This window comes from Pseudomonas putida, from assembly GCF_026625125.1.
Lineage (GTDB): Bacteria > Pseudomonadota > Gammaproteobacteria > Pseudomonadales > Pseudomonadaceae > Aquipseudomonas > Aquipseudomonas putida_X.
Map to the genome: position 1 here is coordinate 996,317 of NZ_CP113097.1, position 25,801 is coordinate 1,022,117.

The 25,801-nt window shown below is 60.1% G+C and carries 25 protein-coding genes; 15 read left to right on the top strand and 10 right to left on the bottom strand.

The genetic code is table 11. The features are described from left to right. Nucleotides 1-123: 123 nt before the first annotated feature. A complete protein-coding gene (yaaA, locus tag OSW16_RS04575) occupies nucleotides 124-903 on the bottom strand; it encodes a peroxide stress protein YaaA (protein WP_267821091.1) in 780 nt (259 codons plus the stop codon). Between the two features lie 136 nt (nucleotides 904-1,039). On the opposite strand from yaaA, the gene OSW16_RS04580 reads away from it, so the two are divergent. The 5 genes from OSW16_RS04580 to moaE all read left to right on the top strand — a co-directional run bounded on the left by OSW16_RS04580 (nucleotide 1,040) and on the right by moaE (nucleotide 5,103). After that, nucleotides 1,040-2,167 carry a polysaccharide deacetylase family protein gene (locus OSW16_RS04580; protein WP_267821093.1) on the top strand — a complete coding sequence of 376 codons (1,128 nt, stop codon included), beginning with the start codon at nucleotides 1,040-1,042 and terminating at the stop codon, nucleotides 2,165-2,167. Between the two features lie 281 nt (nucleotides 2,168-2,448). After that, on the top strand, nucleotides 2,449-3,843 hold the full coding sequence (locus OSW16_RS04585) for a PhoH family protein (RefSeq protein ID WP_241806629.1): 1,395 nt from the start codon (nucleotides 2,449-2,451) through the stop codon (nucleotides 3,841-3,843). Between the two features lie 95 nt (nucleotides 3,844-3,938). Then, the gene (gene moaC, locus OSW16_RS04590; RefSeq protein WP_267821095.1) at nucleotides 3,939-4,409 is read left to right on the top strand and encodes a cyclic pyranopterin monophosphate synthase MoaC; all 471 of its coding nucleotides are present in this window, start codon (nucleotides 3,939-3,941) and stop codon (nucleotides 4,407-4,409) included. Further along, entirely contained in the window at nucleotides 4,409-4,654 is a 246-nt protein-coding gene (moaD, locus tag OSW16_RS04595) for a molybdopterin converting factor subunit 1 (RefSeq protein ID WP_241806631.1), read from the top strand. The genes moaC and moaD overlap by 1 nt, the downstream gene beginning before the upstream one ends. Before the next feature lie 2 nt (nucleotides 4,655-4,656). Further along, a complete protein-coding gene (moaE, locus tag OSW16_RS04600; RefSeq protein WP_241806632.1) occupies nucleotides 4,657-5,103 on the top strand; it encodes a molybdopterin synthase catalytic subunit MoaE in 447 nt (148 codons plus the stop codon). A gap of 496 nt (nucleotides 5,104-5,599) precedes the next feature. On the opposite strand, the gene rhlB is transcribed toward moaE, so the two are convergent. Continuing rightward, the gene (gene rhlB / locus OSW16_RS04605; protein ID WP_241806633.1) at nucleotides 5,600-7,051 is read right to left on the bottom strand and encodes an ATP-dependent RNA helicase RhlB; all 1,452 of its coding nucleotides are present in this window, start codon (nucleotides 7,049-7,051) and stop codon (nucleotides 5,600-5,602) included. A gap of 100 nt (nucleotides 7,052-7,151) precedes the next feature. Continuing rightward, nucleotides 7,152-7,808 carry an alpha/beta hydrolase gene (locus OSW16_RS04610; RefSeq protein WP_241806634.1) on the bottom strand — a complete coding sequence of 219 codons (657 nt, stop codon included), beginning with the start codon at nucleotides 7,806-7,808 and terminating at the stop codon, nucleotides 7,152-7,154. A gap of 330 nt (nucleotides 7,809-8,138) precedes the next feature. On the opposite strand from OSW16_RS04610, the gene OSW16_RS04615 reads away from it, so the two are divergent. From OSW16_RS04615 to OSW16_RS04630, 4 genes are all read left to right on the top strand, one after another. Further along, nucleotides 8,139-9,167, top strand: coding sequence for an amino acid ABC transporter substrate-binding protein (locus OSW16_RS04615; RefSeq protein WP_267821100.1), 1,029 nt, complete (start codon nucleotides 8,139-8,141; stop codon nucleotides 9,165-9,167). 67 nt (nucleotides 9,168-9,234) lie between these two features. Beyond that, the gene (locus OSW16_RS04620; protein WP_267821102.1) at nucleotides 9,235-10,413 is read left to right on the top strand and encodes an amino acid ABC transporter permease; all 1,179 of its coding nucleotides are present in this window, start codon (nucleotides 9,235-9,237) and stop codon (nucleotides 10,411-10,413) included. A gap of 10 nt (nucleotides 10,414-10,423) precedes the next feature. Next, nucleotides 10,424-11,521 (top strand): amino acid ABC transporter permease, encoded by a 1,098-nt coding sequence (locus tag OSW16_RS04625; RefSeq protein ID WP_267821105.1) that lies wholly within the window; start codon nucleotides 10,424-10,426, stop codon nucleotides 11,519-11,521. 10 nt (nucleotides 11,522-11,531) lie between these two features. Then, nucleotides 11,532-12,296, top strand: coding sequence for an amino acid ABC transporter ATP-binding protein (locus OSW16_RS04630; RefSeq protein ID WP_054899237.1), 765 nt, complete (start codon nucleotides 11,532-11,534; stop codon nucleotides 12,294-12,296). Between the two features lie 127 nt (nucleotides 12,297-12,423). On the opposite strand, the gene algW is transcribed toward OSW16_RS04630, so the two are convergent. Continuing rightward, nucleotides 12,424-13,587, bottom strand: coding sequence for a Do family serine endopeptidase AlgW (gene algW, locus OSW16_RS04635; RefSeq protein WP_267821109.1), 1,164 nt, complete (start codon nucleotides 13,585-13,587; stop codon nucleotides 12,424-12,426). 158 nt (nucleotides 13,588-13,745) lie between these two features. Between algW and OSW16_RS04640 the strand changes: the two genes are divergently transcribed. The 5 genes from OSW16_RS04640 to ltrA all read left to right on the top strand — a co-directional run bounded on the left by OSW16_RS04640 (nucleotide 13,746) and on the right by ltrA (nucleotide 19,940). Beyond that, nucleotides 13,746-14,504 (top strand): Nif3-like dinuclear metal center hexameric protein, encoded by a 759-nt coding sequence (locus OSW16_RS04640; RefSeq protein ID WP_241806639.1) that lies wholly within the window; start codon nucleotides 13,746-13,748, stop codon nucleotides 14,502-14,504. 224 nt (nucleotides 14,505-14,728) lie between these two features. Further along, nucleotides 14,729-15,646, top strand: a complete 918-nt coding sequence (cysD, locus tag OSW16_RS04645; protein WP_267821111.1) for a sulfate adenylyltransferase subunit CysD — start codon at nucleotides 14,729-14,731, stop codon at nucleotides 15,644-15,646. Between the two features lie 104 nt (nucleotides 15,647-15,750). Then, a complete protein-coding gene (locus tag OSW16_RS04650; protein WP_267821113.1) occupies nucleotides 15,751-16,092 on the top strand; it encodes a four helix bundle protein in 342 nt (113 codons plus the stop codon). A gap of 53 nt (nucleotides 16,093-16,145) precedes the next feature. After that, complete coding sequence (cysN, locus tag OSW16_RS04655; RefSeq protein WP_267821115.1) at nucleotides 16,146-18,047, top strand: sulfate adenylyltransferase subunit CysN; 1,902 nt, start codon at nucleotides 16,146-16,148, stop codon at nucleotides 18,045-18,047. A 471-nt stretch (nucleotides 18,048-18,518) separates the two neighbouring features. Beyond that, entirely contained in the window at nucleotides 18,519-19,940 is a 1,422-nt protein-coding gene (gene ltrA / locus OSW16_RS04660) for a group II intron reverse transcriptase/maturase (RefSeq protein ID WP_241807218.1), read from the top strand. A 386-nt stretch (nucleotides 19,941-20,326) separates the two neighbouring features. On the opposite strand, the gene OSW16_RS04665 is transcribed toward ltrA, so the two are convergent. From OSW16_RS04665 to OSW16_RS04690, 6 genes are all read right to left on the bottom strand, one after another. Then, nucleotides 20,327-20,509, bottom strand: a complete 183-nt coding sequence (locus OSW16_RS04665) for a hypothetical protein (RefSeq protein WP_241804694.1) — start codon at nucleotides 20,507-20,509, stop codon at nucleotides 20,327-20,329. Continuing rightward, a complete protein-coding gene (locus tag OSW16_RS04670; RefSeq protein ID WP_241804695.1) occupies nucleotides 20,506-20,769 on the bottom strand; it encodes a bacteriocin immunity protein in 264 nt (87 codons plus the stop codon). Before OSW16_RS04670 ends, OSW16_RS04665 begins: the two co-directional genes overlap by 4 nt. Further along, nucleotides 20,766-21,062 (bottom strand): S-type pyocin, encoded by a 297-nt coding sequence (locus OSW16_RS04675; RefSeq protein WP_324288848.1) that lies wholly within the window; start codon nucleotides 21,060-21,062, stop codon nucleotides 20,766-20,768. The genes OSW16_RS04670 and OSW16_RS04675 overlap by 4 nt, the downstream gene beginning before the upstream one ends. Before the next feature lie 182 nt (nucleotides 21,063-21,244). Beyond that, the gene (locus tag OSW16_RS04680; RefSeq protein ID WP_241804697.1) at nucleotides 21,245-21,508 is read right to left on the bottom strand and encodes a bacteriocin immunity protein; all 264 of its coding nucleotides are present in this window, start codon (nucleotides 21,506-21,508) and stop codon (nucleotides 21,245-21,247) included. Next, nucleotides 21,505-23,844, bottom strand: coding sequence for an S-type pyocin domain-containing protein (locus OSW16_RS04685; RefSeq protein ID WP_267821120.1), 2,340 nt, complete (start codon nucleotides 23,842-23,844; stop codon nucleotides 21,505-21,507). Before OSW16_RS04685 ends, OSW16_RS04680 begins: the two co-directional genes overlap by 4 nt. Nucleotides 23,845-23,957: 113 nt before the next feature. Next, nucleotides 23,958-24,437, bottom strand: a complete 480-nt coding sequence (locus OSW16_RS04690; RefSeq protein WP_241804699.1) for an Lrp/AsnC family transcriptional regulator — start codon at nucleotides 24,435-24,437, stop codon at nucleotides 23,958-23,960. A 127-nt stretch (nucleotides 24,438-24,564) separates the two neighbouring features. Here OSW16_RS04690 and OSW16_RS04695 point away from each other — a divergent pair, with 127 nt between their 5' ends. Continuing rightward, the gene (locus OSW16_RS04695; protein WP_241804700.1) at nucleotides 24,565-25,770 is read left to right on the top strand and encodes a methionine gamma-lyase; all 1,206 of its coding nucleotides are present in this window, start codon (nucleotides 24,565-24,567) and stop codon (nucleotides 25,768-25,770) included. Nucleotides 25,771-25,801: the final 31 nt, after the last annotated feature.

Below are 25,801 nucleotides of genomic sequence, written 5' to 3' on the forward strand. Positions count from 1 at the left end.
CGCAGGGGGTCGAGGTGCTGGGGCTGTCGGCGGGTTATGTGCGCATGCCGTAAAAGGGCCGCTGTGCGGCCCCATCGTCGGTCACTGCTGCAGGGAACAGGTGCCTGGCGGTGGTGCAGGCACTCACTCGGCCGGATGGTCGCGCAAGAACACCAGGTGATCGGGCTTGGACTGTTCGGCGCTGTAGTAGTAGCCCTGTACGTCGAACTGCTTGAGCTGCTGGGGGTCGTTGACCCGCTCCTGGATCACGAAGCGGCTCATCATGCCACGGGCTTTTTTGGCGTAGAAACTGATGATCTTGTACTGGCCGTTCTTCAGGTCCTTGAAGTCGACGTTGATTACCCGGCCTTGGAGGGCGCTGCGTTTCACCGCGCTGAAGTACTCGTTGCTGGCCAGGTTCAACAGCAGGTCATCACCCTGCTCGGTCAGCGCCTGGTTCAGCCATTGGCTGATACGCGTGCCCCAGAAGGCATACAGGTCCTTGCCACGGGCATTGGCCAGCTTGGTCCCCATTTCCAGGCGGTAAGGCTGCATCAGGTCGAGCGGACGCAGCAGGCCGTACAGGCCGGAGAGCATGCGCAGGTGCTGCTGGGCGTAGGTGAAGTCGTCTTCGCTCAGGGTTTCGGCGTCCAGCCCGGTATACACATCGCCCTTGAAGGCCAGCAGGGCCTGCTTGGCGTTTTCCGGCGTGAAGTCTGGCGTCCAACTGCCAAAGCGAGCGGCGTTGAGGCCGGCGAGTTTGTCCGACAGGTGCATCAGCTCGCTGATCTGTGCCGGTGACAGCTCACGCAGTTGCACGATCAGCTCCTGAGAATCGTCCAGGTACTGGGGCAGGGTAAAACGCTCGGTCACCGCAGGGGTGTCGTAATCGAGGGTCTTGGCGGGGGAAATCACCGTCAGCATCGGGTCGGCTCCTGGAATCGTTGCCGGGATTCTACGGATTGAAGCAGGGGAACGCCAAACTATGGCGACAATAGTCACAGACCATCGGATGAGCAGGCGCTATAGTGCGCCTTTCGCTGTGACGGAGAGATCGATCGTGCGCATTGCCGGTGTCTTGCTGGCCTCACTCTTGAGCCTGGCCGCCCACGCCGCCCCTATTCCCCCCGCCAGCCTGGACCGCAGCCTGTGGCCCGAACAGTTGGACACGCCAGCGTTGTTCGATGTCGCCTCGCGCGCCGAGATCCTGTCGTTTGCCCAGGTGCTGCACGAAAGTGAGCTGCTCGACGACCGGGCGCTGGCCGCGCGCCTGGGTTTGCGGCAGATCAACCTGCAGAAGGTGCGGGCGCTGCGGGCGCGCATGTGGCAGCGGCTGTGGCAGGGCTACCAGCAAGCCCAACGCAGCTGCGAGCAGGATGCCTCGTTCTGCTACCTGGTGGAGTCCATGGCCGATTTGCGCACGAAGGCTGCGACGTTCGCCGCCGATGTCGGCACCTTCTATACAGGCTGGGTCGAGCCTAGCCACCAGTTCCATGTGCGCTACCTGGATGAGCAACTGCGCAAGGCGGCGCTGTTGCCGCAGATCACCAGCGAGGTCGAACGCCTGTCCAACCGTGAGCGCAGCGGCGATGAGCTTAACGACCGCATGTTCCTGCTGACCTTCGTGGGCGGGCCCGGCCCCCAGGGCAGCACGACCGACACGCTGACCGATTACCTGCGCAAACAGAAGATGCAGGGCACCTTCTTTGTATTGGGCAACCGCCTGCAGCAGCGGCGTGACGCTGGAACGGCCAATGCGCTGGGGCAGCTCTATGATGGCCAGTGCGTGGGGCTTCAGGGGTGGGAGTATCGCTCGCATGCCCAGTGGAACGGCTGGCAGGATTCGCTCAGGCGCAGCCAGGCGCGGATCCAGGCCGACCTGCCTGAGCAGTACGTGCCGTTGTTCCGCCCGCCCTATGGTCAGCGCCGGGCCGATGGCGAGGCATTCATGGCCAGCCAGCAGTTGCGGGTGTCGCTGTGGGATATCGATGCGCAGGATGATGGCCCGTTGACAGCCCAAGCCTCGGCCCAGCGGGTGGTGACCTTGATGCTGCTGTGGCGCAAGGGGGTGATCCAGTTCCATGACAGCCTGCCCAAGGCGCAGCCGGCGGTGCAATCGTTACTGGAAAACACCGCGCAAAGCGGCATTGGCTGGGAGGATTGCCGTGAATACGGCTATCAGGAATAACGGGTCTGACTTCTGACTGTAGTCCCGTATGGGTCCATCGCCAAGTCCTGTTCGTCATTCGGAAAAATAAACTTCACCAACACGTAAAAATGCTTTTTTTAGTCATGCTTTTTGCGGTATGAAGAAACCAGACAGCCGATTCCTGCAGCACAGGTGGCGTCATCCAAGCCCACCTTGCCAGGTTCACTTCCCGCCCGTAGCGACGCGGATACGGGAAGAACGGCAGTCACTTTGCGGCGCAGCAGACCGCGCCGTGTGGCTTCGACATAAGGTGACCGAGTATGGATGACCAAGGACGCAACCCTTCCTCCAGCAAGCCAATCCTCTATGTGCTCGATACCAACGTCCTGATTCACGACCCCAACGCACTTCTCAACTTCGAGGAGCACCACGTCGCCCTGCCGATGACGGTGCTGGAGGAACTCGACAAGCTCAAGACAGGGAAACACACCATCGCCGCCGAATGTCGCCAGGCCATCCGCCTGATCGACCAGACCCTCGGTGACGCATCGCCCAACGATGTCGAGCAGGGCGTGCCGATCCAACGTGGCAAGGGCGGGCCAAAGGGCTTTCTATCGATCCTGATGAGCCCCCGCAGCGAACCCAACCGGCTGCTGCCGGAGAACCTCAACGACAACATCATCATCAACCAGTTGCTGGAACTACGGGCCAAACGTGCCGACCTGGACGTGGTGCTGGTCACCAAAGACATCAACATGCGCCTCAAGGCGCGGGCCTGTGGCATCGCGGCCGAAGATTACAGTACCGACCAGCTGGTCGATGACGTTTCGCTACTTTCCAAGGGCTACCACTCGGTCACCGGTTCGTTCTGGGACCGTGTCAGCAAGGTCGATACCCGTCAGGAGCGGGGACGAACCTGGCATCGCGTGCAACTGATCGACAACCTGCCGGCGGTGCATGTCAACGAGTTCATCATCGATGAGCAGGGGTTCGTGGGTTGGATCAAGGGCATCCGCAACGATGAGCTGCTGCTGCTCGACCTGCACCAGGAGCCACTGCTGCACCAGGAGGCCTGGGGCCTCAAGCCGCGGGATATCCATCAAAGTCTGGCGCTGTTCGCGCTGCTCGACCCGGATATCCACCTGGTCAACCTGACCGGCGCCGCCGGCTCTGGCAAAACCATCCTGGCGTTGGCGGCGGCCATCGAGCAGACCATGGTCAGCAAACGTTACCGCCGGATCATCGCCACCCGCAGCGTGCAGGGGCTGGACCAGGAAATCGGCTTTTTGCCGGGCACCGAAGCCGAGAAGATGGAGCCTTGGCTGGGCGCGATCACCGACAACCTCGAAGCGTTGCACATGGATGATGAAAGCACCCACGGCAGTGTCGAATACATCCTCGAGCGGGTCCCCCTGCAGTTCAAATCACTGAACTACATCCGGGGTCGCAGCTTCCAGCAGAGCCTGATCCTGATCGACGAGTGCCAGAACCTGACGCCGCACCAGATGAAAACCATCATCACCCGTGCCGGTTCCGGTTCCAAGGTGGTCTGCCTGGGCAACCTGGCGCAGATCGACACCCCCTACCTGTCCGCGACCAGTTCGGGCCTGACCTACCTGACCGAGCGTTTCAAGGACTTCCCCCACGGTGTGCACATCACCCTGCAAGGTGTACCGCGCTCGGTGCTGGCCGAGTACGCCGAGTCGCATCTGTAGCCTCTCGAACCGGGCGGTGCGCCGCCCGGTTTTTTCCACTGCTCAAACCTGACCCACGGGTTTACACTCTGTGTTCCCTTCACAGGAGCAGAGCAGTGCTGACACATCTTGATTCCCAGGGGCGGGCCAACATGGTCGACGTCACTGAAAAGGCCGTGACCGAGCGCGAGGCCACCGCTGAGGCGCGCGTGCGGATGTTGCCGCAGACCTTGCAGATGATCGTCGAGGGTGAGCATCCCAAGGGCGATGTGTTCGCCGTGGCGCGTATCGCCGGGATTCAGGCAGCGAAGAAGACCAGCGACCTGATCCCGTTGTGTCACCCGCTGATGCTCACCAGCGTCAAGGTCGAGCTGAGCGCCGAGGGCGTGGATGCGGTGCGTATCCTCGCACGCTGCAAGCTGGCCGGGCAGACCGGCGTGGAAATGGAAGCGCTGACCGCGGCCAGCGTTGCCGCACTGACGATCTACGATATGTGCAAGGCGGTGGACAAGGGCATGGTGATCGAGCAGGTGCGCTTGCTGGAGAAGCTCGGCGGAAAGAGCGGCCACTACAAGGCGGATGTGTGATGAACATCAAAGTGATGTATTTCGCCCGCTACCGCGAATTGCTCGGGGTGGATGCCGAGCGCCTGGAAGGTGACTTCAAGGTGCTCGACGATGTACGTCAAGCCTTGGTGGCCAAGGGTGGGCAGTACCAGGTCCTGGCCGAGCAAAACCTGATGTGCGCGCGCAACGAAGAGCTGTGCAAGCTCGATGAGCCGCTGGAAGCGGGCGATGAGGTGGCGTTCTTCCCACCGGTGACCGGAGGCTGAGCATGGCTGTGCGAGTGCAGGACGGTGCGTTCGACCCCGGGGCTGAGGTCAATGCCATGCATGCCGCCAATGTCGGCGTGGGCGCGGTGGTCGGGTTCGTCGGTTACGTGCGCGATTTCAATGATGGCCGGGACGTGGCTGGGATGTTCCTGGAGCATTACCCTGGCATGACCGAGAAGGCGTTGGCGAAGATCGTGGTCGAGGCCGAGCAGCGCTGGCCGTTGCTGAAGGTTGAAGTGCTGCATCGCATCGGTGCGCTGGAGCCTGGGGAGCCGATCGTGTTCGTCGGTGTGGCCAGTGCCCATCGGCAGGCGGCATTCGATGCCTGCAATTTCATCATGGATTACCTGAAGACCCGTGCGCCGTTCTGGAAGAAGGAAAATACCCAGGAGGGGCCGCGGTGGGTCGAAGGCCGGCAAAGTGATCAGGACGCGGCGGGGCGCTGGTAAGGCCTGATCGATTGGCCGGGGCTTCGCCCCGGATCGCCGGCAAGCCGGCTCCCACTTGGATTGCGCCAACTTTTAGAAGTTGAGCAAGACAGTTGCTGCCACAGGTACAGCGTAGGCCTGAAGAACCGCGCGGTCGTGGTGGGAGCCGGCTTTTGCCGGCGATGGGCTGCGCAGCAGCCCCATAGCAGACCTGTAATAGCCCGAGCGCGCTCGACGGGACCAGTGAGCACCTGGGGCCGCTTTGCGGCCCATCGCCGGCAAGCCGGCTCCCACTTGGATTGTGCCGAGTTTTAGAAATGGGTAAGCCCGTTGCTTCCACCGCTAAAGCGCAGGCCTGAAGAACAGCGCGGTCGTGGTGGGAGCCGGCTTGCCGGCGATGGGCTGCGCAGCAGCCCCATAGCAGACCTGTAATAGCCCGAGCGCGCTCGACGGGACTAGCGAGCATCTAGATCCGCTTTGCGGCCCATCGCCCGCAAGCCGGCTTTGTCAGCACCCATCAATGATGCTTGCGCGGCACCGGCTTGAGCAGTTCGTCCGGCGGCATCTCGCATTTGATCTTGCGCCCCAGCAGCGTCTCGATCGCCGGCAACTGATATGAATCGTCCTCACCGGCAAAGCTGATCGACACACCATTGGTGCCGGCACGGCCCGTACGGCCGATGCGGTGCACATAGTCATCCGGATCTTCCGGCAGGGTGAAGTTGATCACATGGCTGATGCCGTCGATGTGAATGCCACGCCCCGCCACGTCGGTGGCCACCAGCACGGTGATCCGGCCTTCGCGGAAGCTTTCCAGGGTACGTATGCGCTTGTGCTGCGGCACGTCGCCCGACAGCTGGGCGGCATTGATACCGTCGCGTACCAGTTTCTCCTCGATACGCCGCACTTCGTCCTTGCGGTTGGCGAACACCATCACCCGCTCCCACTTGTTCTGGGTCACCAGGTTGTACAACAGTTTGTACTTGTCGCTGCCCGCCACCGCGTAGACGTGCTGTTCGACGGTTTCGCTGGCGACATTCTCCGGCTCGATCTCGACGATCGCAGGGTTGGTGGTCCACTGCTTGGCCAGGTTCATCACGTCGTCGGTGAAGGTGGCAGAGAACAGCAGGGTCTGGCGCTCGCTCTTGGGTGGGGTCTGGCGGATGATCTGCCGCACCTGCGGGATGAAGCCCATGTCGAGCATACGGTCGGCTTCGTCCAGCACCATCACCTCGACCATGTCCAGATGCACATCGCCGCGCTGGTTGAAGTCCAGCAGGCGGCCAGGGGTGGCCACCAGGATGTCGCAGTGGCGTGCTTCCAGCGCCTTGAGCTGCTTGTCGAAGTCCATGCCGCCGACGAAAGTCATGACGTTCAGGCCGGTGTATTTGGTCAGCGCGGCGGCGTCCTTGGCGATCTGTACCACCAGCTCGCGGGTAGGCGCGATGATCAGCGCACGCGGCTCGCCCATGTAGCGCTCTTTGGGCGGCGGGGTCTGCTGCAGCTGGGAGATGATCGAGATGAGGAACGCGGCGGTCTTGCCGGTGCCGGTCTGCGCGCGGCCGATGGCGTCCTGGCCGCGCAGGGTGTAACCCAATACCTGGGCCTGGATCGGCGTGCAGTAAGGAAAGCCCAGGTCATGGATGGCGTGCATCAGCTCGTTGGAGAGCTTGAAATCGTGGAAGCGGGTCTTGCCTTCCTGTGGTTCGACCACGAAGTCTTCAGGCTTCCAGAGGCTGGCCTGGGGTTTGGGCTTGCGTTCGCGGCGGGGCTTGTCCTTGGCCGGCGGCTCGGCTTTGGCCGCGGCGACAGGCAATGGAGCCTTGGCGGCGGCTTCGGTGCGCGGCGTGGAGGGCTGCGGCTCGGGCTGAGCTACGTGCGCCGCAGGCGGCGTGATGCTGGCAGCAGGAGCGACGGCCTGAGGTGCCGCGTCTCCCTTGCCGAATATTTTCTTGAGTGCCTTGAGCACGATCGTCTCATCAACTGATTAAGGAATGTACGCCGGGCAGTGTAATGCAAGATCTGGGCGCGGCGTAGCGGAATGCGCCCACAACTACAAGAGAGCCTGACTATTGCAGTTGCGTGCTCAGCCAGTCGTGGATATCGCTCAGCTCTGCCACCACCACCTCGTGCTCCATTGGGTATTCCTGCCAGCGTGCGGCCACGCCCCAGGTGTTCAGGTACTCGAAAGCGGTGCGGCCCATGGACGGGATCACCACCGGGTCGTGCACCCCATGCAGGCACAGGGCCGGGGTGCGCTGCTGACAGGCGCTCAGCTGATGGGTGTCGTTGAAGGTCGGTGCGTAGGTCGACAGTGCGATCACACCGCCCAGCGCTTCTTGCCACTTTATATAGGCGGTGTGCAGCACGACCGCGCCCCCCTGGGAGAAACCGGCCAGGATGATCCGCGTCAGGTCGATGCCTTTGGCCCGCTCGGCTTCGATAAGGGCAATGATCTGGTCGGCCGATTCTTCCAGCTGCGCTTCGTCGATGGCGCGGGCCGGGGTCATGGCCTTGATGTCGTACCAGCTGGGCATGGCATAGCCGCCGTTGATGGTGACTGGCCGGGTCGGCGCCTGGGGCATGACGAACCGCGTGCTCAGCAGACGTTCCTGCATGAATTCGGCAACCGGTAGGAAGTCGTAACGGTCGGCGCCCAGGCCGTGCAACCAGATCACACAGGCATCTGCGGTTTTCTGGGGTTCGAGAATCAACGGGTGGGTCATGACTGCTCCGAAAGTGTGCGAATCGTATGAAGGCATGCGCAAAAAGAAGGCGCTGGAAATGATTGTCGGAAAAAGAATGTCGCAACGATACAACTTTCCCTACTTGACGAGCGCTTAAACGCTTTAGCCGCCAACTATGGTACGCCCCTTGCTATGAAACCTGCGATGCAAGGGTCGGGCCGGTACGGTAACACCCTTGACACGCGAAGGCTGTCATAGAACAGCCCATTGCGCCATTGACCCAATAACAAGCCAACAAGGGTCGGATGCGCCTCATAAGGGTGCGGTGCAATTCCGGCTCGTACAACAAGAGCGATTTGGAGGTTGTGAATGAAGATGTTGAAAACCACCCTGGCAGTCCTCACCGCTGCCGCCGCGCTGGGCGCCGTGAGCAATGCCCAGGCCGGCGCCACCCTCGATGCGGTCAAGAAGAAGGGCTTCGTCCAGTGTGGCGTGAGCGACGGTCTTCCAGGCTTCTCGGTTCCTGATGCGCAGGGCAAGATCATCGGTATCGACGCCGATGTCTGCCGCGCCGTGGCCGCCGCCGTGTTCGGCGATGCCACCAAGGTCAAGTTCAGCCAGCTCAACGCCAAGGAACGCTTCACTGCGCTGCAGTCCGGCGAAGTCGATGTGTTGTCGCGCAACACCACCTGGACCAGCTCGCGCGATGCCGGCATGGGCCTGGTGTTCACCGGCGTCACTTACTATGACGGCGTTGGCTTTTTGGTCAACAAGAAGCTGGGTGTTTCCAGTGCCAAGGAGCTCGATGGCGCGACCATCTGCATCCAGGCAGGTACCACCACTGAGCTGAACGTCTCCGACTACTTCCGCGCCAACGGCCTGAAGTACACCCCGATCACCTTCGATACCTCCGACGAAAGCGCCAAATCGCTGGAGTCTGGCCGTTGCGACGTGCTGACCTCGGACAAGTCGCAGCTGTTCGCCCAGCGTTCCAAGCTGGCCGGCCCGACCGACTACGTGGTGCTGCCGGAAACCATCTCCAAGGAGCCGCTGGGCCCTGTGGTACGCAAGGGCGACGAGGAGTGGTTCAGCATCGTCAAGTGGACCCTGTTCGCCATGCTCAACGCCGAAGAGGCTGGCGTCACCTCGAAGAATGTCGAGGCTGAAGCCAAAGGTACCAAGAACCCGGACACAGCCCGCTTGCTCGGCGCTGACGGTGAGTACGGCAAGGACCTGAAGCTGCCCAAGGACTGGGTAGTACAGATCGTCAAGCAAGTGGGTAACTATGGCGAGGTGTTCGAGAAGAACCTGGGCCAGAGCACTGACCTGAAGATCGACCGTGGCATGAACGCCCTGTGGAACAACGGCGGCATCCAGTACGCGCCACCTGTGCGCTGATGGCTGCACCCTGCGGCGGCATTCCGCCGCCGCAGGCTGTTCGAATCCCTACTGTCCGGGGCACTTCATGCAAAATCAAATCGGCGCACAAAAGGGGCTGACCCTGAGCGATCCACGTGTGCGCGCGTGGTTGTTCCAGATTCTCACGATCATCTTCGTGGTGGGTCTGGGCTGGTACCTGTTCCACAACACGCAGACCAACCTGCAACACCGGGGCATCACTTCCGGTTTCGACTTCCTCGACCGCAGTGCCGGCTTTGGCATCGCCCAGCATCTGATTCCCTACGTGGAGTCCGACAGCTATGCACGCGTGTTCGTGATCGGCTTGCTCAATACCCTGCTGGTCACCTTCATCGGCGTCATTCTGGCAACGATCCTGGGGTTCATCATCGGTGTGGCGCGCCTGTCACCGAACTGGATGATCAATAAGCTGGCGACGGTGTACGTCGAGACATTCCGCAACATCCCGCCGCTGCTGCAGATCCTGTTCTGGTATTTCGCCGTGTTTCTGACCCTGCCGGGGCCACGGGGCAGCATCAGCTTCGACGATGCGTTCTTCATCAGCAACCGTGGCCTGAACATGCCCGGCGCCACCATGGCCGAAGGCTTCTGGCCATTCGTCGCTGCCCTGGTGCTGGCGATCGTGGCAATCATGGCGATGGTGCGTTACGCCAACAAACGCTTCAACGAAACCGGCGAACCGTTCCACAAGTTCTGGGCAGGGCTTGCCCTGTTCCTGGTGATCCCAGGCCTGTGTGCGGTGCTGTTCGGCAGCCCTGTGCATTGGGAAGTCCCGCAGCTCAAAGGTTTCAACTTCGTTGGTGGCTGGGTCCTGATTCCGGAACTGCTTGCGCTGACCTTGGCGCTGACCATCTACACCGCCGCGTTCATCGCCGAAATCGTACGCTCGGGCATCCGTTCGGTCAGCCATGGCCAGACCGAAGCCGCCCGTTCGCTCGGGCTGCGCGAAGGCCCGACGCTGCGCAAGGTGATCATCCCCCAGGCACTGCGGGTGATCATTCCACCGCTGACCAGCCAGTACCTGAACCTGGCGAAGAACTCGTCGCTGGCGGCAGGTATCGGCTACCCAGAGATGGTCTCGCTGTTCGCCGGTACCGTACTCAACCAGACCGGCCAGGCCATCGAGGTGATCGCCATCACCATGAGTGTCTATCTCGCCATCAGCATCAGCATTTCGCTGCTGATGAACTGGTACAACAAGCGCATTGCGCTGATCGAGCGGTGAGGATACGCCCGTGAATGCCCATGTTTTCAAACCTGACATGCCGCCACCGGTCAAGACCGTCGGCGTGCTCGCATGGATGCGGGCAAACCTTTTCTCCAGCTGGATCAACACCCTGCTGACCCTGTTCGCCGTGTACCTGGTATGGCTGATCGTGCCGCCGCTGCTGCAGTGGGCGTTGATCGACGCCAACTGGGTCGGCACCACGCGCGCCGACTGCACCAAGGAGGGCGCCTGCTGGGTGTTCATCCAGCAGCGCTTCGGCCAGTTCATGTACGGCTACTATCCGGTGGAGTTGCGCTGGCGCGTGGACCTGACCGTGTGGCTTGCCGTGTTGGGCGCTGCGCCGCTGTTCATCAAGCGTTTCCCGCGCAAGGCCGTCTACGGCCTGGGCTTTCTGGTGGTGTATCCGATCCTGGCCTACACGCTGCTGCATGGCGGATACCTTGGCCTGGCAAGCGTGCCGACCAGCCAGTGGGGCGGGCTGATGCTGACCCTGGTCATCGCCACGGTGGGTATCGTGGGCGCCTTGCCGCTGGGCATCCTGCTGGCCTTGGGGCGGCGTTCACGGATGCCGGCGGTGAAGGTGGTCTGCGTGACCTTCATCGAGTTCTGGCGTGGGGTGCCGTTGATCACCGTGCTGTTCATGTCGTCGGTGATGCTGCCGTTGTTCCTGCCCGAAGGCATGAGTTTCGACAAGCTGCTGCGGGCCATGATCGGCGTGATCCTGTTCCAGTCGGCGTACATCGCCGAGGTGGTGCGAGGTGGCCTGCAGGCAATCCCCAAGGGTCAATATGAGGCCGCTGCCGCGATGGGCCTGGGCTACTGGCGTTCGATGGGCCTGGTGATCCTGCCGCAGGCGTTGAAGCTGGTGATCCCTGGCATCGTCAATACCTTCATCGCCCTGTTCAAGGACACCAGCCTGGTCATCATCATCGGCCTGTTCGACCTGCTCAACAGCGTCAAGCAGGCTGCCGCCGACCCGGCCTGGCTGGGCATGGCCACCGAGGGCTATGTGTTCGCAGCCCTGGTGTTCTGGATCTTCTGTTTCGGTATGTCCCGCTACTCCATGCACCTGGAGCGCAAGCTGGACACTGGCCACAAGCGTTAGGAGTTTCGAAATGAGTGAAGCGATCAAGCAGCCTGCCGGCCCAGAAGGCATCATCCAGATGCAGGGCGTCAACAAGTGGTACGGCCAGTTCCATGTACTGAAGGACATCAACCTGAACGTGCGCCAGGGTGAGCGTATCGTGCTGTGCGGGCCGTCCGGCTCGGGCAAGTCCACCACCATCCGCTGCCTCAACCGCCTGGAAGAACACCAGCAGGGGCGCATCGTGGTCGATGGTGTGGAGCTGACCAACGACCTCAAGCAGATCGAGGCGATCCGCCGTGAGGTGGGCATGGTGTTCCAGCACTTCAACCTGTTCCCGCACCTGACCATCCTGGAAAACTGCACCCTGGCGCCCATGTGGGTGCGCAAGATGCCGCGGCGCAAGGCCGAGGAAATCGCCATGCACTATCTGGAGCGGGTACGCATCCCGGAGCAGGCGCACAAGTTCCCGGGGCAGTTGTCTGGTGGCCAGCAGCAGCGCGTGGCGATTGCCCGGGCGCTGTGCATGAAGCCGAAGATCATGCTGTTCGACGAGCCGACCTCGGCGCTCGACCCGGAAATGGTCAAGGAAGTGCTCGACACCATGGTTGGCCTGGCCGAGGACGGCATGACCATGCTCTGCGTGACTCACGAAATGGGCTTTGCCCGCACGGTGGCGAACCGGGTGATCTTCATGGATAAGGGGGAGATCGTGGAGCAGGCTGCGCCTGATGATTTCTTCGACCGGCCGCGCAGTGACCGTACCAAGCTGTTCCTCAGCCAGATCCTGCATTGAGGCAACTGGGGCCGCGCTGCGGCCCATCGCCGGCAAGCCGGCCCACAGCTACGGCGCCGGGCTCAGGATAGGCGCAGCACTTGTGGCAGCCGGCTTGCCGGCGATGGGCTGCAGAGCAGCCCTTGTGTCATTTATCTTCTTCTGGGGCCGCTGCCGGAGCAGGTGGCGGCCGCAGGCCCACCTCGGCGATCAGCTTCAGCTGCTGACCGTTACGCATCACCTCGATGGTGATCTTCTCGTTGGGCTTGATCCGCGCCACCTGGTTCATCGACTTGCGCCCGTCACCGGCCGGCTCGCCATTGATGCTCAGGATCACGTCACCGAGTTGCAACCCGGCCTTCTGCGCCGGGCCATCGCGGAAAATGCCCGCGACAACGATACCGGGGCGGCCCTGCATGCCATACGATTCGGCCAGTTCCTGGCTCAGCGGCTGAACTTCGATACCCAGCCAGCCACGAATCACCTGGCCATGCTCGACGATCGACTTCATCACCTCCAGTGCCAGTTTGACCGGGATGGCGAAGCCGATGCCCTGTGAACCGCCAGATTTGGAGAAGATCGCCGTATTGATGCCGACCAGGTTGCCGTTGGCATCGACCAGTGCGCCACCAGAATTGCCCGGGTTGATCGCTGCGTCGGTCTGGATGAAGTCTTCGTAGTTGTTCAGCCCGAGCTGGTTGCGGCCAGTGGCGCTGATGATGCCCATGGTAACGGTCTGGCCGACGCCGAAGGGGTTGCCGATGGCCAAGGTGACGTCACCGATGTGGATGGTGTCGGAGCGGCCGATGGTGATTGCCGGCAGGCTCTTGAGGTCGATCTTCAAGACTGCCAGATCGGTTTCGGGGTCGCTGCCGATCACGCGTGCCAGGGTTTCGCGGCCGTCTTTGAGGGCCACGACGATCTGGTCGGCGCCGCTGGTGACGTGGTTGTTGGTCAGCAGATAGCCTTCGGGGCTCATGATCACCGCCGAGCCCAGGCTCGACTCCCAGCGCCGCTGCTTGGGCAGGTTGTCGCCGAAGAAGCGGCGGAACTGCGGGTCTTCGAACAGCGGGTGGGCGCTCTTGTTCACCACCTTGGTGGTGTACAGGTTGACCACGGCGGGGGCGGCGAGGGTGACGGCGTCGGCATAGGACACCGGGCCTTGCATGATCTGCGTGGTCTGTGGCGCTTGTTGCAGGTTTACATCCTGGCTGGGCAGGCCGACCCACTGCGGGAAGCGCTGAATGATCAGTATGGCGATCAATATGCCGGTAAGCAGGGGCCAGCCAAAATAACGCAAAGCCTTGAACATGAACGAATCCTGGGAGTGGGCGAGGGCCATGGTGGCGCGGCGGAGCGCGAACGCGCGCGATCATACACCGGTTTCCCCAACGCCGGCGACGGCCCATAATGGCGGCCATTATACGGACGTTGTTCCCGTTGAACGTGCAGATTTCGAGGAGATTTTCCATGGCCGTCGCCCTTGACACCCTGGTTGAAGAAGCCGAGCGTTACCTGGGTAGCGCAAAAATCCAGGATTACTGCCCCAACGGCCTGCAAGTCGAAGGCCGCCCGCAGGTCAGCCGCATCGTCAGCGGCGTCACCGCCAGCCAGGCATTGCTCGATGCCGCAGTCGAGGCACAGGCCGACCTGGTACTGGTGCACCACGGTTATTTCTGGAAGGGCGAGAACCCGTGCATCACGGGGATCAAGCAGCGCCGCCTGAAGACCCTGCTCAAGCACGACATCAGCCTGTTGGCCTTTCATCTGCCGCTGGATGTGCACCCTGAGGTCGGCAACAACGTACAACTGGCCCGCCAACTGGATATCACTGTCGAAGGGCCGCTGGACCCGAATAATCCCAAGGTGGTCGGGCTGGTAGGTTCGCTGGCCGAGCCTGTGACGGCGCGCGATTTCGCCCGCCGTGTGCAGGAGGTCACGGGGCGTGAGCCGCTGCTGGTCGAGGGTGACCAGGTGATCCGTCGCGTCGGCTGGTGTACCGGCGGAGGGCAGGGCTATATCGATACGGCGATCGCGGCCGGGGTGGACGTGTTCATCAGTGGTGAGGCGTCCGAGCAGACCTACCACAGTGCCCGCGAAAATGGCGTGAGCTTCATTGCCGCCGGGCACCATGCCACCGAGCGTTACGGCGTGCAGGCGCTGGGCGACTACCTGGCCCGGCGCTTTGCCCTGGAGCACCTGTTCATCGATTGCCCGAACCCGATCTGAGGCCATCTTCGGCCCAATCGCGGGCAAGCGGGCCTCCAGCGCATGGGCGTCGCTTTGCTGGCGAAAGGGGCCGCAGAGCCGCCCTTCAATAGCCAAACCCCTAGTCATATCGTTAGACCTTTTCGATCTAGGCAGGCGCCTAAATAGAATCAGCCGCTGTGATAAAGTGGCTCGCTCGAACACGGCCCGAAGGCCGTCCATAAGATCGTTTTACGTGAGTAGCCATGGTCGACAAACTGACGCACTTGAAACAGCTGGAGGCGGAAAGCATCCACATCATCCGCGAGGTGGCCGCCGAGTTCGACAACCCGGTGATGCTCTACTCGATCGGCAAGGATTCCGCCGTGATGCTGCACCTGGCACGCAAAGCCTTCTTCCCAGGCAAGCTGCCGTTCCCGGTGATGCACGTCGACACCCAGTGGAAATTCCAGGAGATGTATCGCTTCCGCGACAAGATGGTCGAGGAAATGGGCCTGGAGCTGATCACCCACGTCAACCCTGAAGGTGTGGCGCAGGGCATCAACCCATTCACCCATGGCAGCTCCAAGCACACCGACATCATGAAAACGCAAGGCCTCAAGCAGGCTTTGGACAAGCATGGTTTCGACGCCGCTTTCGGTGGTGCCCGCCGCGACGAAGAAAAATCGCGTGCCAAAGAGCGTGTCTACTCGTTCCGTGACAGCAAGCACCGCTGGGACCCGAAGAACCAGCGCCCGGAACTGTGGAACGTCTACAACGGCAAGGTCAACAAAGGCGAGTCGATCCGCGTGTTCCCGCTGTCGAACTGGACCGAGCTGGACATCTGGCAGTACATCTACCTCGAAGGCATCCCGATCGTGCCGCTGTACTTCGCTGCCGAGCGTGAAGTCATCGAGAAGAACGGCACCCTGATCATGATCGACGACGACCGCATCCTCGAGCATCTCTCCGAGGAAGACAAAGCGCGCATCGTCAAGAAGAAGGTGCGTTTCCGTACCCTCGGTTGCTACCCGCTCACGGGTGCTGTCGAGTCGGAAGCCGAAACGCTCACCGACATCATTCAGGAAATGCTCCTGACGCGCACTTCCGAGCGCCAGGGCCGAGTCATTGACCACGATGGCGCTGGCTCCATGGAAGACAAGAAACGTCAGGGCTACTTCTAAGCTTCAAGTTACAAGCGGCAAGCTGCAAGAAAGAAGCGAAACGCGTTAGCTTCTGAAATTTGCGGACTGCCGCCTGCTCTGCGGGCGCACAGGGAGTGCTCGCAGTGGATTTTGAGAAGTTACTGGTTTGGCAGAGAAGCAAGTGCTTAGCGGTCGAGATGTATCGGGCTTTTGCCGAATGCCGAGATTTTGGGTTCCGATCTCAGATCACACGCTCAGCTGTTTCAATACCCTCCACTATTGCAGAGGGGATGGAGCGTAGAGGATGGCGAGAGAAGGTCTGGTTTCTCAGCGTAGCGAAAGCCTCCAGTGCGGAGCTGCGTACGCAACTGATCATCGCCGGTGAAATAGGTTACCTGCCCGCTGAATTGGCTAACGACTGGATTAACGAAACCCGCGAGCTCTCCAAAATGCTTGCAGGGTTGATCAACAAAATTTCTAACTAGCTGTATGCCGACAAGCTTGCTGCTTGAAGCTTACAGCTTGGAGCTTGAATGCAATGAGTCACCAATCCGATCTGATCAGCGAGGACATCCTCGCCTACCTGGCTCAGCACGAGCGTAAAGAACTGCTGCGTTTCCTCACCTGCGGCAACGTGGATGACGGCAAGAGCACCCTGATCGGGCGCCTGCTGCACGATTCGAAGATGATCTACGAGGACCACCTCGAGGCCATCACCCGTGATTCGAAGAAAGTCGGCACCACCGGCGAAGAAGTCGACCTGGCGCTGCTGGTCGACGGCCTGCAGGCCGAGCGCGAGCAGGGCATCACCATCGATGTCGCCTACCGCTACTTCTCTACCGCCAAGCGCAAGTTCATCATCGCCGACACCCCGGGCCACGAGCAGTACACCCGCAACATGGCCACCGGCGCGTCCACTTGCGACCTGGCGATCATCCTGGTCGATGCCCGCTACGGTGTGCAGACCCAGACCCGCCGCCACAGCTACATCGCCTCGTTGCTGGGCATCAAGCACATCGTGGTCGCGGTCAACAAGATGGACCTCAAAGGCTTCGATGAAGGCGTGTTCGAGTCGATCAAGGCCGACTACCTGAAGTTCGCCGACGCCATCAACCTGAAGCCAAGCAGCCTGCACTTCGTGCCGATGTCGGCGCTCAAGGGCGACAACGTGGTCAACCACAGCGAGCAATCGCCGTGGTACGCCGGCCCGACGTTGATGGAAATCCTTGAAACCGTCGAGGTTTCGGCCGACCGCAACTTCACCGACCTGCGTTTCCCGGTGCAGTACGTCAACCGTCCGAACCTGAACTTCCGCGGCTTCGCCGGCACCATCGCCAGCGGCGTGGTGCACAAGGGTGATGAAGTGGTCGTGCTGCCGTCGGGCAAGAGCAGCCGGGTCAAGTCCATTGTTACCTACGAAGGTGAGCTGGAAAACGCCGGCCCAGGCCAGGCCGTGACCCTGACCATGGAAGACGAGATCGACATCTCCCGTGGCGACCTGCTGGTGCACGCCGATAACGTGCCGCCAGTGACCGACCAGTTCGACGCCATGCTGGTGTGGATGGCCGAGGAGCCGATGCTCCCGGGCAAGAAGTACGACATCAAGCGCGCCACCAGCTACGTGCCGGGCTCGATTGCCAGCATTACCCACAAGGTCGATGTGAACACCCTGGAACAGGGTGCTGCCAGCGCGCTGCAGCTGAACGAGATCGGCCGCGTCAAGGTTGCCCTGGACACCTCGATCGCCCTGGACGGTTACGACAGCAACCGCACCACCGGTGCGTTCATCGTCATCGACCGCCTGACCAACGGCACCGTCGGCGCCGGCATGATCATCGCTCCGCCAGTCCTGCCGCACGGTGGCACCGGCCAGCATGGCAAGCAGGCTCACGTAGCCACCGAAGAGCGCGCGCTGCGCTTCGGCCAGCAACCGGCCACCGTGCTGTTCAGCGGCCTGTCCGGCGCTGGCAAGAGCACCCTGGCCTACGCCGTGGAGCGCAAGCTGTTCGACATGGGCCGTGCAGTGTACGTGCTCGATGGCCAGAACCTGCGCCACGACCTGAACAAAGGCCTGCCACAAGACCGCGCTGGCCGCACCGAGAACTGGCGCCGCGCCGCCCATGTGGCGCGCCAGTTCAACGAAGCTGGCCTGTTGACCCTGGCTGCCTTCGTCGCCCCGGATGCCGAAGGCCGCGAGCAGGCCAAGGCGCTGATCGGCAAGGACCGCCTGGTGACTGTTTACGTTCAGGCCTCGCCGCTGGCGTGCCGCGAGCGTGACCCTCAGGGCCTGTACGCTGCCGGTGGCGACAACATCCCGGGTGAAAGCTTCCCGTTCGATGTGCCGCTGGATGCAGACCTGGTGATCGATACCCAGAACACCAGTGTTGAAGAAGGCGTGAAGCAGGTGCTGGATGTGCTGCGCCAGCGTGGCGCTATCTAAGCATTGCTGCTTGTGAAAAACCCCGCTTCGGCGGGGTTTTTTGTTGTGCGCCAGGCATGGCGCGTTGCGCGTCAGCGCAACCCGCTTGGCTGTGGTGGCCGAGTGGGTGACTTGGAGGTGAAAGTCCTCTACACACCCGGCAAGGGGAAGTGTTAGCCAGAGGCAAGGGTGTCGCAGGCGACTGCGAATCTGAAGGAAGCCCGAGGCAAAATGCTGGCCTGACGAACAGGAAGCGGATTAGGCGGCGCAGCGGGGTAAGAAGGCAACAATCTTCAAAGCCCAATACTTGCACGGAACGCTGTGACGTAAATCCGACAGGCATAAGCAGGAAGGTCGCGCGAATTACCCTGGGAGATCTGCACGCTTGCCTTTGTGCTACCGAGCGTCGTAAGGCGACGGGATGAGCATGCAGAAGTCAGCCGAAGCCGTAGTAAGTGGCGGTTAACCGCGCCACCAAGGGCCGAACAGGTTATGCCGCCAGTAGGCGTCACTGTCTCGTTGGTAGCCGTAATGCAGAAATTTCCCACAGCGGAAACTGTCATCCCGAGTCCCGGCCAGAAGCTGAGGATGATGCATGACAGTGCAAAGGTATCGACGGCGTCAGTAACGTGGACGAACGCGGAGCCGGACACGCTGATGGAGCGGGTGCTTGCACCGGCCAACCTCAGACGTGCGTATCAACGCGTGGTCAGCAACAAGGGAGCGCCGGGTGCCGATGGCATGACGGTCGCTGACTTGGCGGGCTACATGAAACAGTATTGGCCAACCCTCAAGGCCAGGCTACTGGCCGGTGAATACCATCCACAAGCAGTGCGAGCGGTTGAAATTCCCAAGCCGCAGGGCGGCACACGGCAACTGGGAATCCCCAGCGTCGTGGACCGCTTGATCCAGCAAGCCTTGCAGCAACAGCTCACGCTCATCTTCGACCCACTGTTCTCGGACTACAGTTATGGCTTCCGTCCGGGCAGAAGCACACATCAAGCTGTCGAGATGGCCCGTGCCCATGTGGCATCGGGGCATCGGTGGTGCGTGGAAATCGATCTGGAAAAGTTCTTCGATCGAGTCAACCACGACATCCTCATGGCCTGTATCGAGTGCCGGGTCAAAGATAAGTGCGTACTTAGGCTTATCCGTCGCTACCTTGAAGCGGGAGTCATGTCAGGCGGTGTCGTTAGCCCACGGCAGGAAGGGACGCCGCAAGGCGGCCCGCTCTCGCCGCTGCTGTCGAATATCCTGCTCGATGAATTTGACCGCGAACTGGAGCGGCGGGGCCATCGCTTCGTGCGCTATGCCGATGACGCGAACATTTATGTGCGCAGTCCTCGGGCTGGCGAGCGAGTACTGGTCAGTGTCGAGCGCTTCCTGAACCAACGTTTGAAACTGACGGTGAATCAGAAGAAGAGTCGAGTCGCGAGAGCCTGGAAGTGTGACTACTTGGGCTATGGGATGAGCTGGCATCAGCAGCCAAGGCTGCGGGTGGCAACGATGAGCCTGGGTCGCCTGCGCGACCGGCTCGCAGAGTTGCTACGCGGTGCACGGGGTCGCAAGATGGCAAATACCATCGAGCGGATAAACCCTGTATTACGAGGCTGGGCGGGTTACTTCAAGCTCAGCCAGAGCAAACGGCCACTTGAGGAACTGGATGGCTGGGTCAGGCACAAACTCCGCTGTGCCATCTGGCGCCAATGGAAGCAGCCCTCTACGAGGGCGCGCAACCTGATGCGTCTGGGCTTAAGCGAAGAGCGTGCCTGTAAATCGGCCTATAACGGCCGAGGCCCGTGGTGGAACTCGGGGGCGCCACATATGAATCAGGCGCTGCCGAAGAAACTATGGGATCGACTCGGACTGGTCTCGATACTGGATACGATCAACCGGCTTAGCCGCATAGCCTGAACCGCCGTGTACGGAACCGTACGCACGGTGGTGTGAGAGGACGGCGGGTGTGAACCCGCCTCCTACTCGATTGTGGGGAGGAAATATGCATTTGGGCTGCCAGGTGCTTGCCTTGGCTTTTCCAGCGCTCTTGAGATCGAGCGCCGCCCGCGCGGCGCTCGATTTGCGCGCCACCTCAGCGCGTAAGTCATGCACCTTGATGGACGAACGTATTTACAAATGGATGCATTGAGAAATTGACTGACGCAACTGGACGGCCATAGCCTCAGGTAGTACGGAAGCGTATCGACAGCCGTTGTCAGTTGTTGGATGTTCAAGCAGCCTGCGAGTTTTTGGGCATTACAGAACAAACATTGAGCCAGTAGGCACCGCTCCCCAATGACTACCTAGCCCTTCTTGCCCTCGACTGACTTGAAATGCTGGCCATAATCATTTTGCCGTTCGCACCCTTGTTTATAAGGATCCATGTCGCAGGCAAATTTCAGGTCCTGCTGATTGGGCAACAGAAAGAAATCTCCATTGGTGCAACCCGAGAGAAGCAGCATCAGCATCCATACCGACTTTTTCATTGCATATCCTTGAACAGGGCAAATCCCTTCGATTTTCTCCAGGCAATGATACGTGCGATCACACCCATGGCGCAGCCCTCGAGTTCGTTTGCCGGGTAATAGAGCAGATCCGAGCCGCTCGGGTGCTCGGTCATGTCGATAAAGTGTTCAAGCAATCGGTCCTGCCAGGCCGAGGTGCCAGAGGCCTGGAGCAGTTCCTCGATCACCGCCTTGAACTCGGCGCAGGTGTAATCGGCAAGGCTGTGCTTTTGACTGATCACCACTGCACCTCCGACGATAGCGCGTATTGCAGGACGCTCATGATTCGCAGGTTTTCAGCGTCGTACATTGCACCGCCCAAGGTGGGTGGGTCGAGGTGGCAGAGCTGATAGTTGCGCACGGCTTTGGCGGTTTCGCCGAACGGGGCGCGGGGTGGCCAGCCTTGTTTGATGCGGTTGAGTTGCGAGGTGACGAATTGATGAGAGTAGACCGGGTCCTCGGCGACGGCCATCCAGAAGGACTCGGAAAATTCGTCGAAGTTGGCGAAGCTTTGTTCTGCCAGCTTCTGTGCGATCTACTCTGGAAGGTGCATAGCCATGAAAGCGTTTCTCTCTTGAAGTGATGCATGGATCATGACTGTGTTTGTTTGGGTTGGAAATGTTCACCGTACTGCACTGAGTGTGAGGATTTTTCTAAAGGTTTGTAGGAAAATTCTTGCTCTAATTAGGGTGCCCCGCCGAAGCGGGGGTATATGGTTTAGTTATCCTTGAATCCGGGCTTTCCGTTAGCTGCACGCCAAGTTTTGATAATGTTCAGGACCGCTTCAGGCTCACCTTGCTCATCATTCTCGGGCCAGTAAATCAGGTCGGTTCCGCTAGGATGCTCGGTTATTGCAGAAAAGTGCTCCAGCAAAGGATCTAATACGTCATCCGGCTCCTCGGTATTGGCCCGGTATATTTCCTTTAGGAATTCAATGAATTCCAGCTCTGTATAGTCGTGGTAGTTGGTCTTAAGGCTCATGGTTTGTCTCCATAATGAATCCTATGATGAGCTGCTGGTGTCACAACCCTTAAGTTGTCAATGTCGTAGACCGCACCCCCTTCGCTGATGGGTACTACATGGTGTAGTTCAAAACTCTTCTTTTTCCCGTAAGCATCAGAGTAACGTGACCTAGGTGCGTTCCCTCTTTCCCGCATGCGGCTAAGGTTCTGTTTGGAAAATTGCTTTGAAAGCTCGGGATCATTTGCAACGATTTTCCAGAGTTTTTCTCGAAAAGCATCGTAGCTCGGAAATTCAATACCTCTAAGCTGATCGGCAATATGTGCCGGTATCGGCGCGCCTCCTTCACGGGCGGCCTCACCAAGCCAGATCCCTGTTACTTGTGCACCGACGCCTGTGACGGTACCTGGCTCATACCTTGGACTCTTGAAAACCACCAGAATAGGCGGCAATCCCGAGTCGATCGGGAAGGTGATGATCAGCCGTTCCTGATCGAGCAGATCCAGTGCCGGATAACCTTCCGTTTCATTACTTACAGGATTCAGGCTACTGCCAGTGTAAACAATCGTGCCCGGTGGAGCGGGTGGCAGGCTGGTGGAGCTACCTTCACCACCTCCGGGCGGGCTGGCGGGGGTCCAGGTCAGGATGCGCTGCGGGTTTTCAAGTACAAGGCTGTAAACCTGCCGTTCTGTATCAAACGTGGCCGCTCTTACGGCCACTGCTTTCCCACCGGGCACCACGTATAGGCCGATGTCATTCCCTTCTTCACTGCCAGCCAGTAAGTAAGGAACGTCTACGCTGGCTGACGAAAGTGCAAGGGCTGCCAGGTCAGGCCCGCCCGGCGGAGAAAGGCTGGAAAGAGGAGTGCTGATCAGGTAGCGCCTTTCAGCGTTACCGAGCGTCGAAGGCCATGCTGCCGAAAGAATGGCTAAAGCCAAGGTGGCCGAAGGGGCAGCCAATCGACTTACTGCAGCGACGATCGTAGCGCGAAGGGCAACTGACGCGACCTCGACAGCGAAGCTCGCTGCCCCAATCGGAATGACGGTAGTCGCAGATGCAACAGAATGGGTGTCGTTGATATAGCTGATGCTTCTGCGTGCTACTTCCTGCCTGTGGCGTTCAGCCTCGGCAGCCAGTCGCTTCGCCTCGGCCGCTTGTCGTGCAGCTTCCTCTGCCGCCAGGCGTTCAGCTTCCGCCTTCTGACGTTCCACCTCTAGCTGACTGGCATGCTGGGCGCGTAATTGTTCAACTTCATTGGCGCGACGAACCAGATTCTGCGTACTGCTGGAGTACGCGCCGAGAAACCTGATCGACTCGCTCAGTGCCAGGGCTTGGTGATACTCCTTCCAGCGTGGACCGGCTCGTCTTAAACGTTGTTCGTCGACAAGATGCAAAAGTGCTTCAAGCTGAGGCTTTGACAGGGGGCCGTTGATCTGCGGGTTTTTTTGTTTAAATGTCGGGATCTGAGATTGCTTGGCTTGCACCATGCGTGTGGCGGTTGCCAAATAAGCATTGAGTGTTTGGGCTAGCGTCCATGAGCTGTCGATAGTGGTCTGCTGGCTCAATTCATGCTGCAGAACATTGGGTAAGCAATTGAAGTAAATCTGCCGTTCGGCAATGATTTGCGTTGTTCTACGCTCGGCAGCCTTGATGAGGTCAACCGGAGGGTGGCTCAGTTCCGCTCCATCCACTTGCGCTGCCACGGCACTGAGGTCGTCAGCCAACGCTTGGTGCTTGTGGGCTTCGATGTGTAATTTATAGGCACCCTCCCAGGATCGCTGTAATCGCGAAGAAAACGCCCTTGCGAACGCTTCATCCCTTTCAGTGAATACTCCAGGCTCCAGCAGCCTGCTCATCATCGAGTCGGCGCGCTTATAAAACGCTAGGGCGCCGTAATATGCGTTGGCATTTGGCACAATTTGCAGGTAGCCATCGCGGATTTGAGTGATGCGCGAGGTTAAAATTTTCTGTTGTGCTATCGCTTGGGAAAGTGGGTCAGGGGAGTTGGAAGCTTCAGTTGAAATTTGGAGCTTTAAGGCTCCCACTGTTTCTGGAAGTTTACTTAATTGCGGGGCATATTGCTCTTCGTAGTCTTTTTCAATAATTTGATATTCTTCGCTTAAGACCCTGCGCGCGGATATGATCCTTGAAATGTCTGACCGACTGGGGCTGGTTCCTCTTGGGGTTCCTTGGTTGAGCCCCCAGCCGCCGTAGCCTGGTCCCCCGCCGCCGGACAAAGGAGGGAGCGGTGCTCGGTCTGGGGCCTCCTCGTTCATCCAGAGCCCCTCATTCAGATTCAGCGCATTGCGGGAATCACGGAAGGGTTCACCAAATTTGATAGTGTCATCTTGAGCCATGTAGTCATCCTCCTGATCGCTACATGGCAAGCGTGCTACGGCTGGTTTTTCGTGTATGTCAGGCGCGGCTTGTCAATCGGTAGGAGACTTCCCACCGACTTGAAAGATCTGATTCAAATGTGTACTTCAGATACAGGAATTACCCGTTTTTCCTTAACGGCCTTGTAGGAAAAGCTCGAATAGATCTCTTTCACCCCCGGCAACCGCTGCAGCACTTCCCGGGTAAATTCCCCAAACGATTCCAGGTCCCGCGCCAGTATCTCCAGCAGAAAGTCATACCGCCCAGAGATGTTGTGGCAAGCCACAATCTCGGGAATCTCCATCAGCCTTTGCTCGAACGCCAGAGCCATCTCCTTGGTATGCGAATCCATCATGATGCTGACAAACGCCGTCACCCCAAACCCCAGCGACTTGGGCGACAAGATGGCCTGGTAACCGGTGATATAACCGTTGTCTTCCAGCAACTTGACCCGTCGCCAGCAAGGCGAGGTCGTCAGCGCGACCTGGTCGGCGAGTTCGGAGATGGTAAGGCGGGCATTGTCCTGCAAGGCCGCGAGCAGAGCGCGGTCGGTACGGTCGAGGCTTGAAGGCATGATTTGCCCTCCTGGTGTTGTATTTGTTGTTTTCTTTCCAAAACAGGCGCGAATGTGTGGGCAATTTTGGAAAATTTCAGGCAGCTCGGTGGCATAAGCTTATAACAAACCACCAGAGGCTGTTGCCATGCGCGACTCCCATAACAACACCGGTTTTTCCACCCGCGCCATCCACCATGGCTACGACCCGCTTTCCCACAACGGTGCCTTGGTGCCACCGGTTTACCAGACTTCAACCTATGCCTTCCCCAGCGTTGAATACGGCGCGGCGTGCTTTGCCGGGGAGGAGGGTGGGCATTTCTACAGCCGTATTTCCAACCCGACCCTGGCCTTGCTGGAGCAGCGCATGGCTTCACTGGAGGGGGGCGAGGCGGGCCTGGCGCTGGCGTCGGGCATGGGGGCCATCACCTCGACGCTATGGACCCTGTTGCGCCCCGGTGACGAGCTGCTTGTCGGGCGCACGGTGTATGGCTGCACCTTTGCCTATATGCACCATGGCATCGGCGAGTTCGGGGTAAAGGTCCGCCATGTCGACCTCAATGACGCCAAGGCGCTGAAGGCCGCGATCACCCCTAAAACCCGGGTGATCTATTTCGAAACGCCGGCCAACCCGAACATGCAACTGGTCGATATTGCGGCAGTGGCTGAAGCGGCGCGGGGGCATGACTTGCATATCGTGGTCGACAACACCTATTGCACGCCGTACCTGCAGCGGCCATTGGAGTTGGGCGCCGATCTGGTGGTGCATTCGGCGACCAAGTACCTCAGTGGCCACGGTGATATCACGGCCGGGCTGGTGATAGGGCGCAAGGCACTGGTGGATCGGATTCGCCTTGAAGGCCTCAAGGACATGACCGGTGCGGTGTTGTCGCCGCACGATGCCTCATTGCTGATGCGCGGCATCAAGACCCTGGCGCTGCGCATGGATCGTCACTGCGCCAATGCCCAGCAAGTAGCCGAATTTCTCGCGCGCCAGCCCCAGGTGGAGCTGATCCAGTATCCAGGGCTGCCATCGTTTGCCCAATACGAGCTGGCGCAGCGGCAGATGCGCTTGCCGGGCGGGATGATTGCTTTCGAACTCAAGGGCGGGATCGAGGCTGGGCGGCGCTTCATGAATGCGCTGCAACTCTTTGCCAGGGCGGTGAGCCTGGGCGATGCCGAGTCGCTGGCGCAGCATCCGGCGAGCATGACCCATTCCAGCTATACGCCCGAAGAGCGGGCGCATCATGGCATCTCAGAGGGGCTGGTGCGGTTGTCGGTGGGGTTGGAAGATGTGGAGGACTTGCTGGCAGATATCGAGCATGCGCTTAAAGCCAGCCACCAGGCTGGCTGAACTGGCCTTTCGCGGATAAAACCGTATACCT

Excerpts from the sequence above, each read along its gene's own strand:
- OSW16_RS04620 (WP_267821102.1), top strand. The coding sequence starts at position 9,235 with ATGCAAAATCAAATCGGCGCACAAAAGGGGCTGACCCTGAGCGATCCA.
- OSW16_RS04680 (WP_241804697.1), bottom strand. The coding sequence starts at position 21,508 with ATGAGCCTTAAGACCAACTACCACGACTATACAGAGCTGGAATTCATT.
- cysN (WP_267821115.1), top strand. The coding sequence starts at position 16,146 with ATGAGTCACCAATCCGATCTGATCAGCGAGGACATCCTCGCCTACCTG.
- OSW16_RS04665 (WP_241804694.1), bottom strand. The coding sequence starts at position 20,509 with ATGAAAAAGTCGGTATGGATGCTGATGCTGCTTCTCTCGGGTTGCACC.
- ltrA (WP_241807218.1), top strand. The coding sequence starts at position 18,519 with ATGCCGCCAGTAGGCGTCACTGTCTCGTTGGTAGCCGTAATGCAGAAA.
- moaE (WP_241806632.1), top strand. The coding sequence starts at position 4,657 with ATGGCTGTGCGAGTGCAGGACGGTGCGTTCGACCCCGGGGCTGAGGTC.
- OSW16_RS04695 (WP_241804700.1), top strand. The coding sequence starts at position 24,565 with ATGCGCGACTCCCATAACAACACCGGTTTTTCCACCCGCGCCATCCAC.
- OSW16_RS04630 (WP_054899237.1), top strand. The coding sequence starts at position 11,532 with ATGAGTGAAGCGATCAAGCAGCCTGCCGGCCCAGAAGGCATCATCCAG.
- OSW16_RS04640 (WP_241806639.1), top strand. The coding sequence starts at position 13,746 with ATGGCCGTCGCCCTTGACACCCTGGTTGAAGAAGCCGAGCGTTACCTG.
- yaaA (WP_267821091.1), bottom strand. The coding sequence starts at position 903 with ATGCTGACGGTGATTTCCCCCGCCAAGACCCTCGATTACGACACCCCT.
- algW (WP_267821109.1), bottom strand. The coding sequence starts at position 13,587 with ATGTTCAAGGCTTTGCGTTATTTTGGCTGGCCCCTGCTTACCGGCATA.
- OSW16_RS04610 (WP_241806634.1), bottom strand. The coding sequence starts at position 7,808 with ATGACCCACCCGTTGATTCTCGAACCCCAGAAAACCGCAGATGCCTGT.
- OSW16_RS04690 (WP_241804699.1), bottom strand. The coding sequence starts at position 24,437 with ATGCCTTCAAGCCTCGACCGTACCGACCGCGCTCTGCTCGCGGCCTTG.
- OSW16_RS04615 (WP_267821100.1), top strand. The coding sequence starts at position 8,139 with ATGAAGATGTTGAAAACCACCCTGGCAGTCCTCACCGCTGCCGCCGCG.
- OSW16_RS04685 (WP_267821120.1), bottom strand. The coding sequence starts at position 23,844 with ATGGCTCAAGATGACACTATCAAATTTGGTGAACCCTTCCGTGATTCC.
- moaD (WP_241806631.1), top strand. The coding sequence starts at position 4,409 with ATGAACATCAAAGTGATGTATTTCGCCCGCTACCGCGAATTGCTCGGG.
- OSW16_RS04585 (WP_241806629.1), top strand. The coding sequence starts at position 2,449 with ATGGATGACCAAGGACGCAACCCTTCCTCCAGCAAGCCAATCCTCTAT.
- cysD (WP_267821111.1), top strand. The coding sequence starts at position 14,729 with ATGGTCGACAAACTGACGCACTTGAAACAGCTGGAGGCGGAAAGCATC.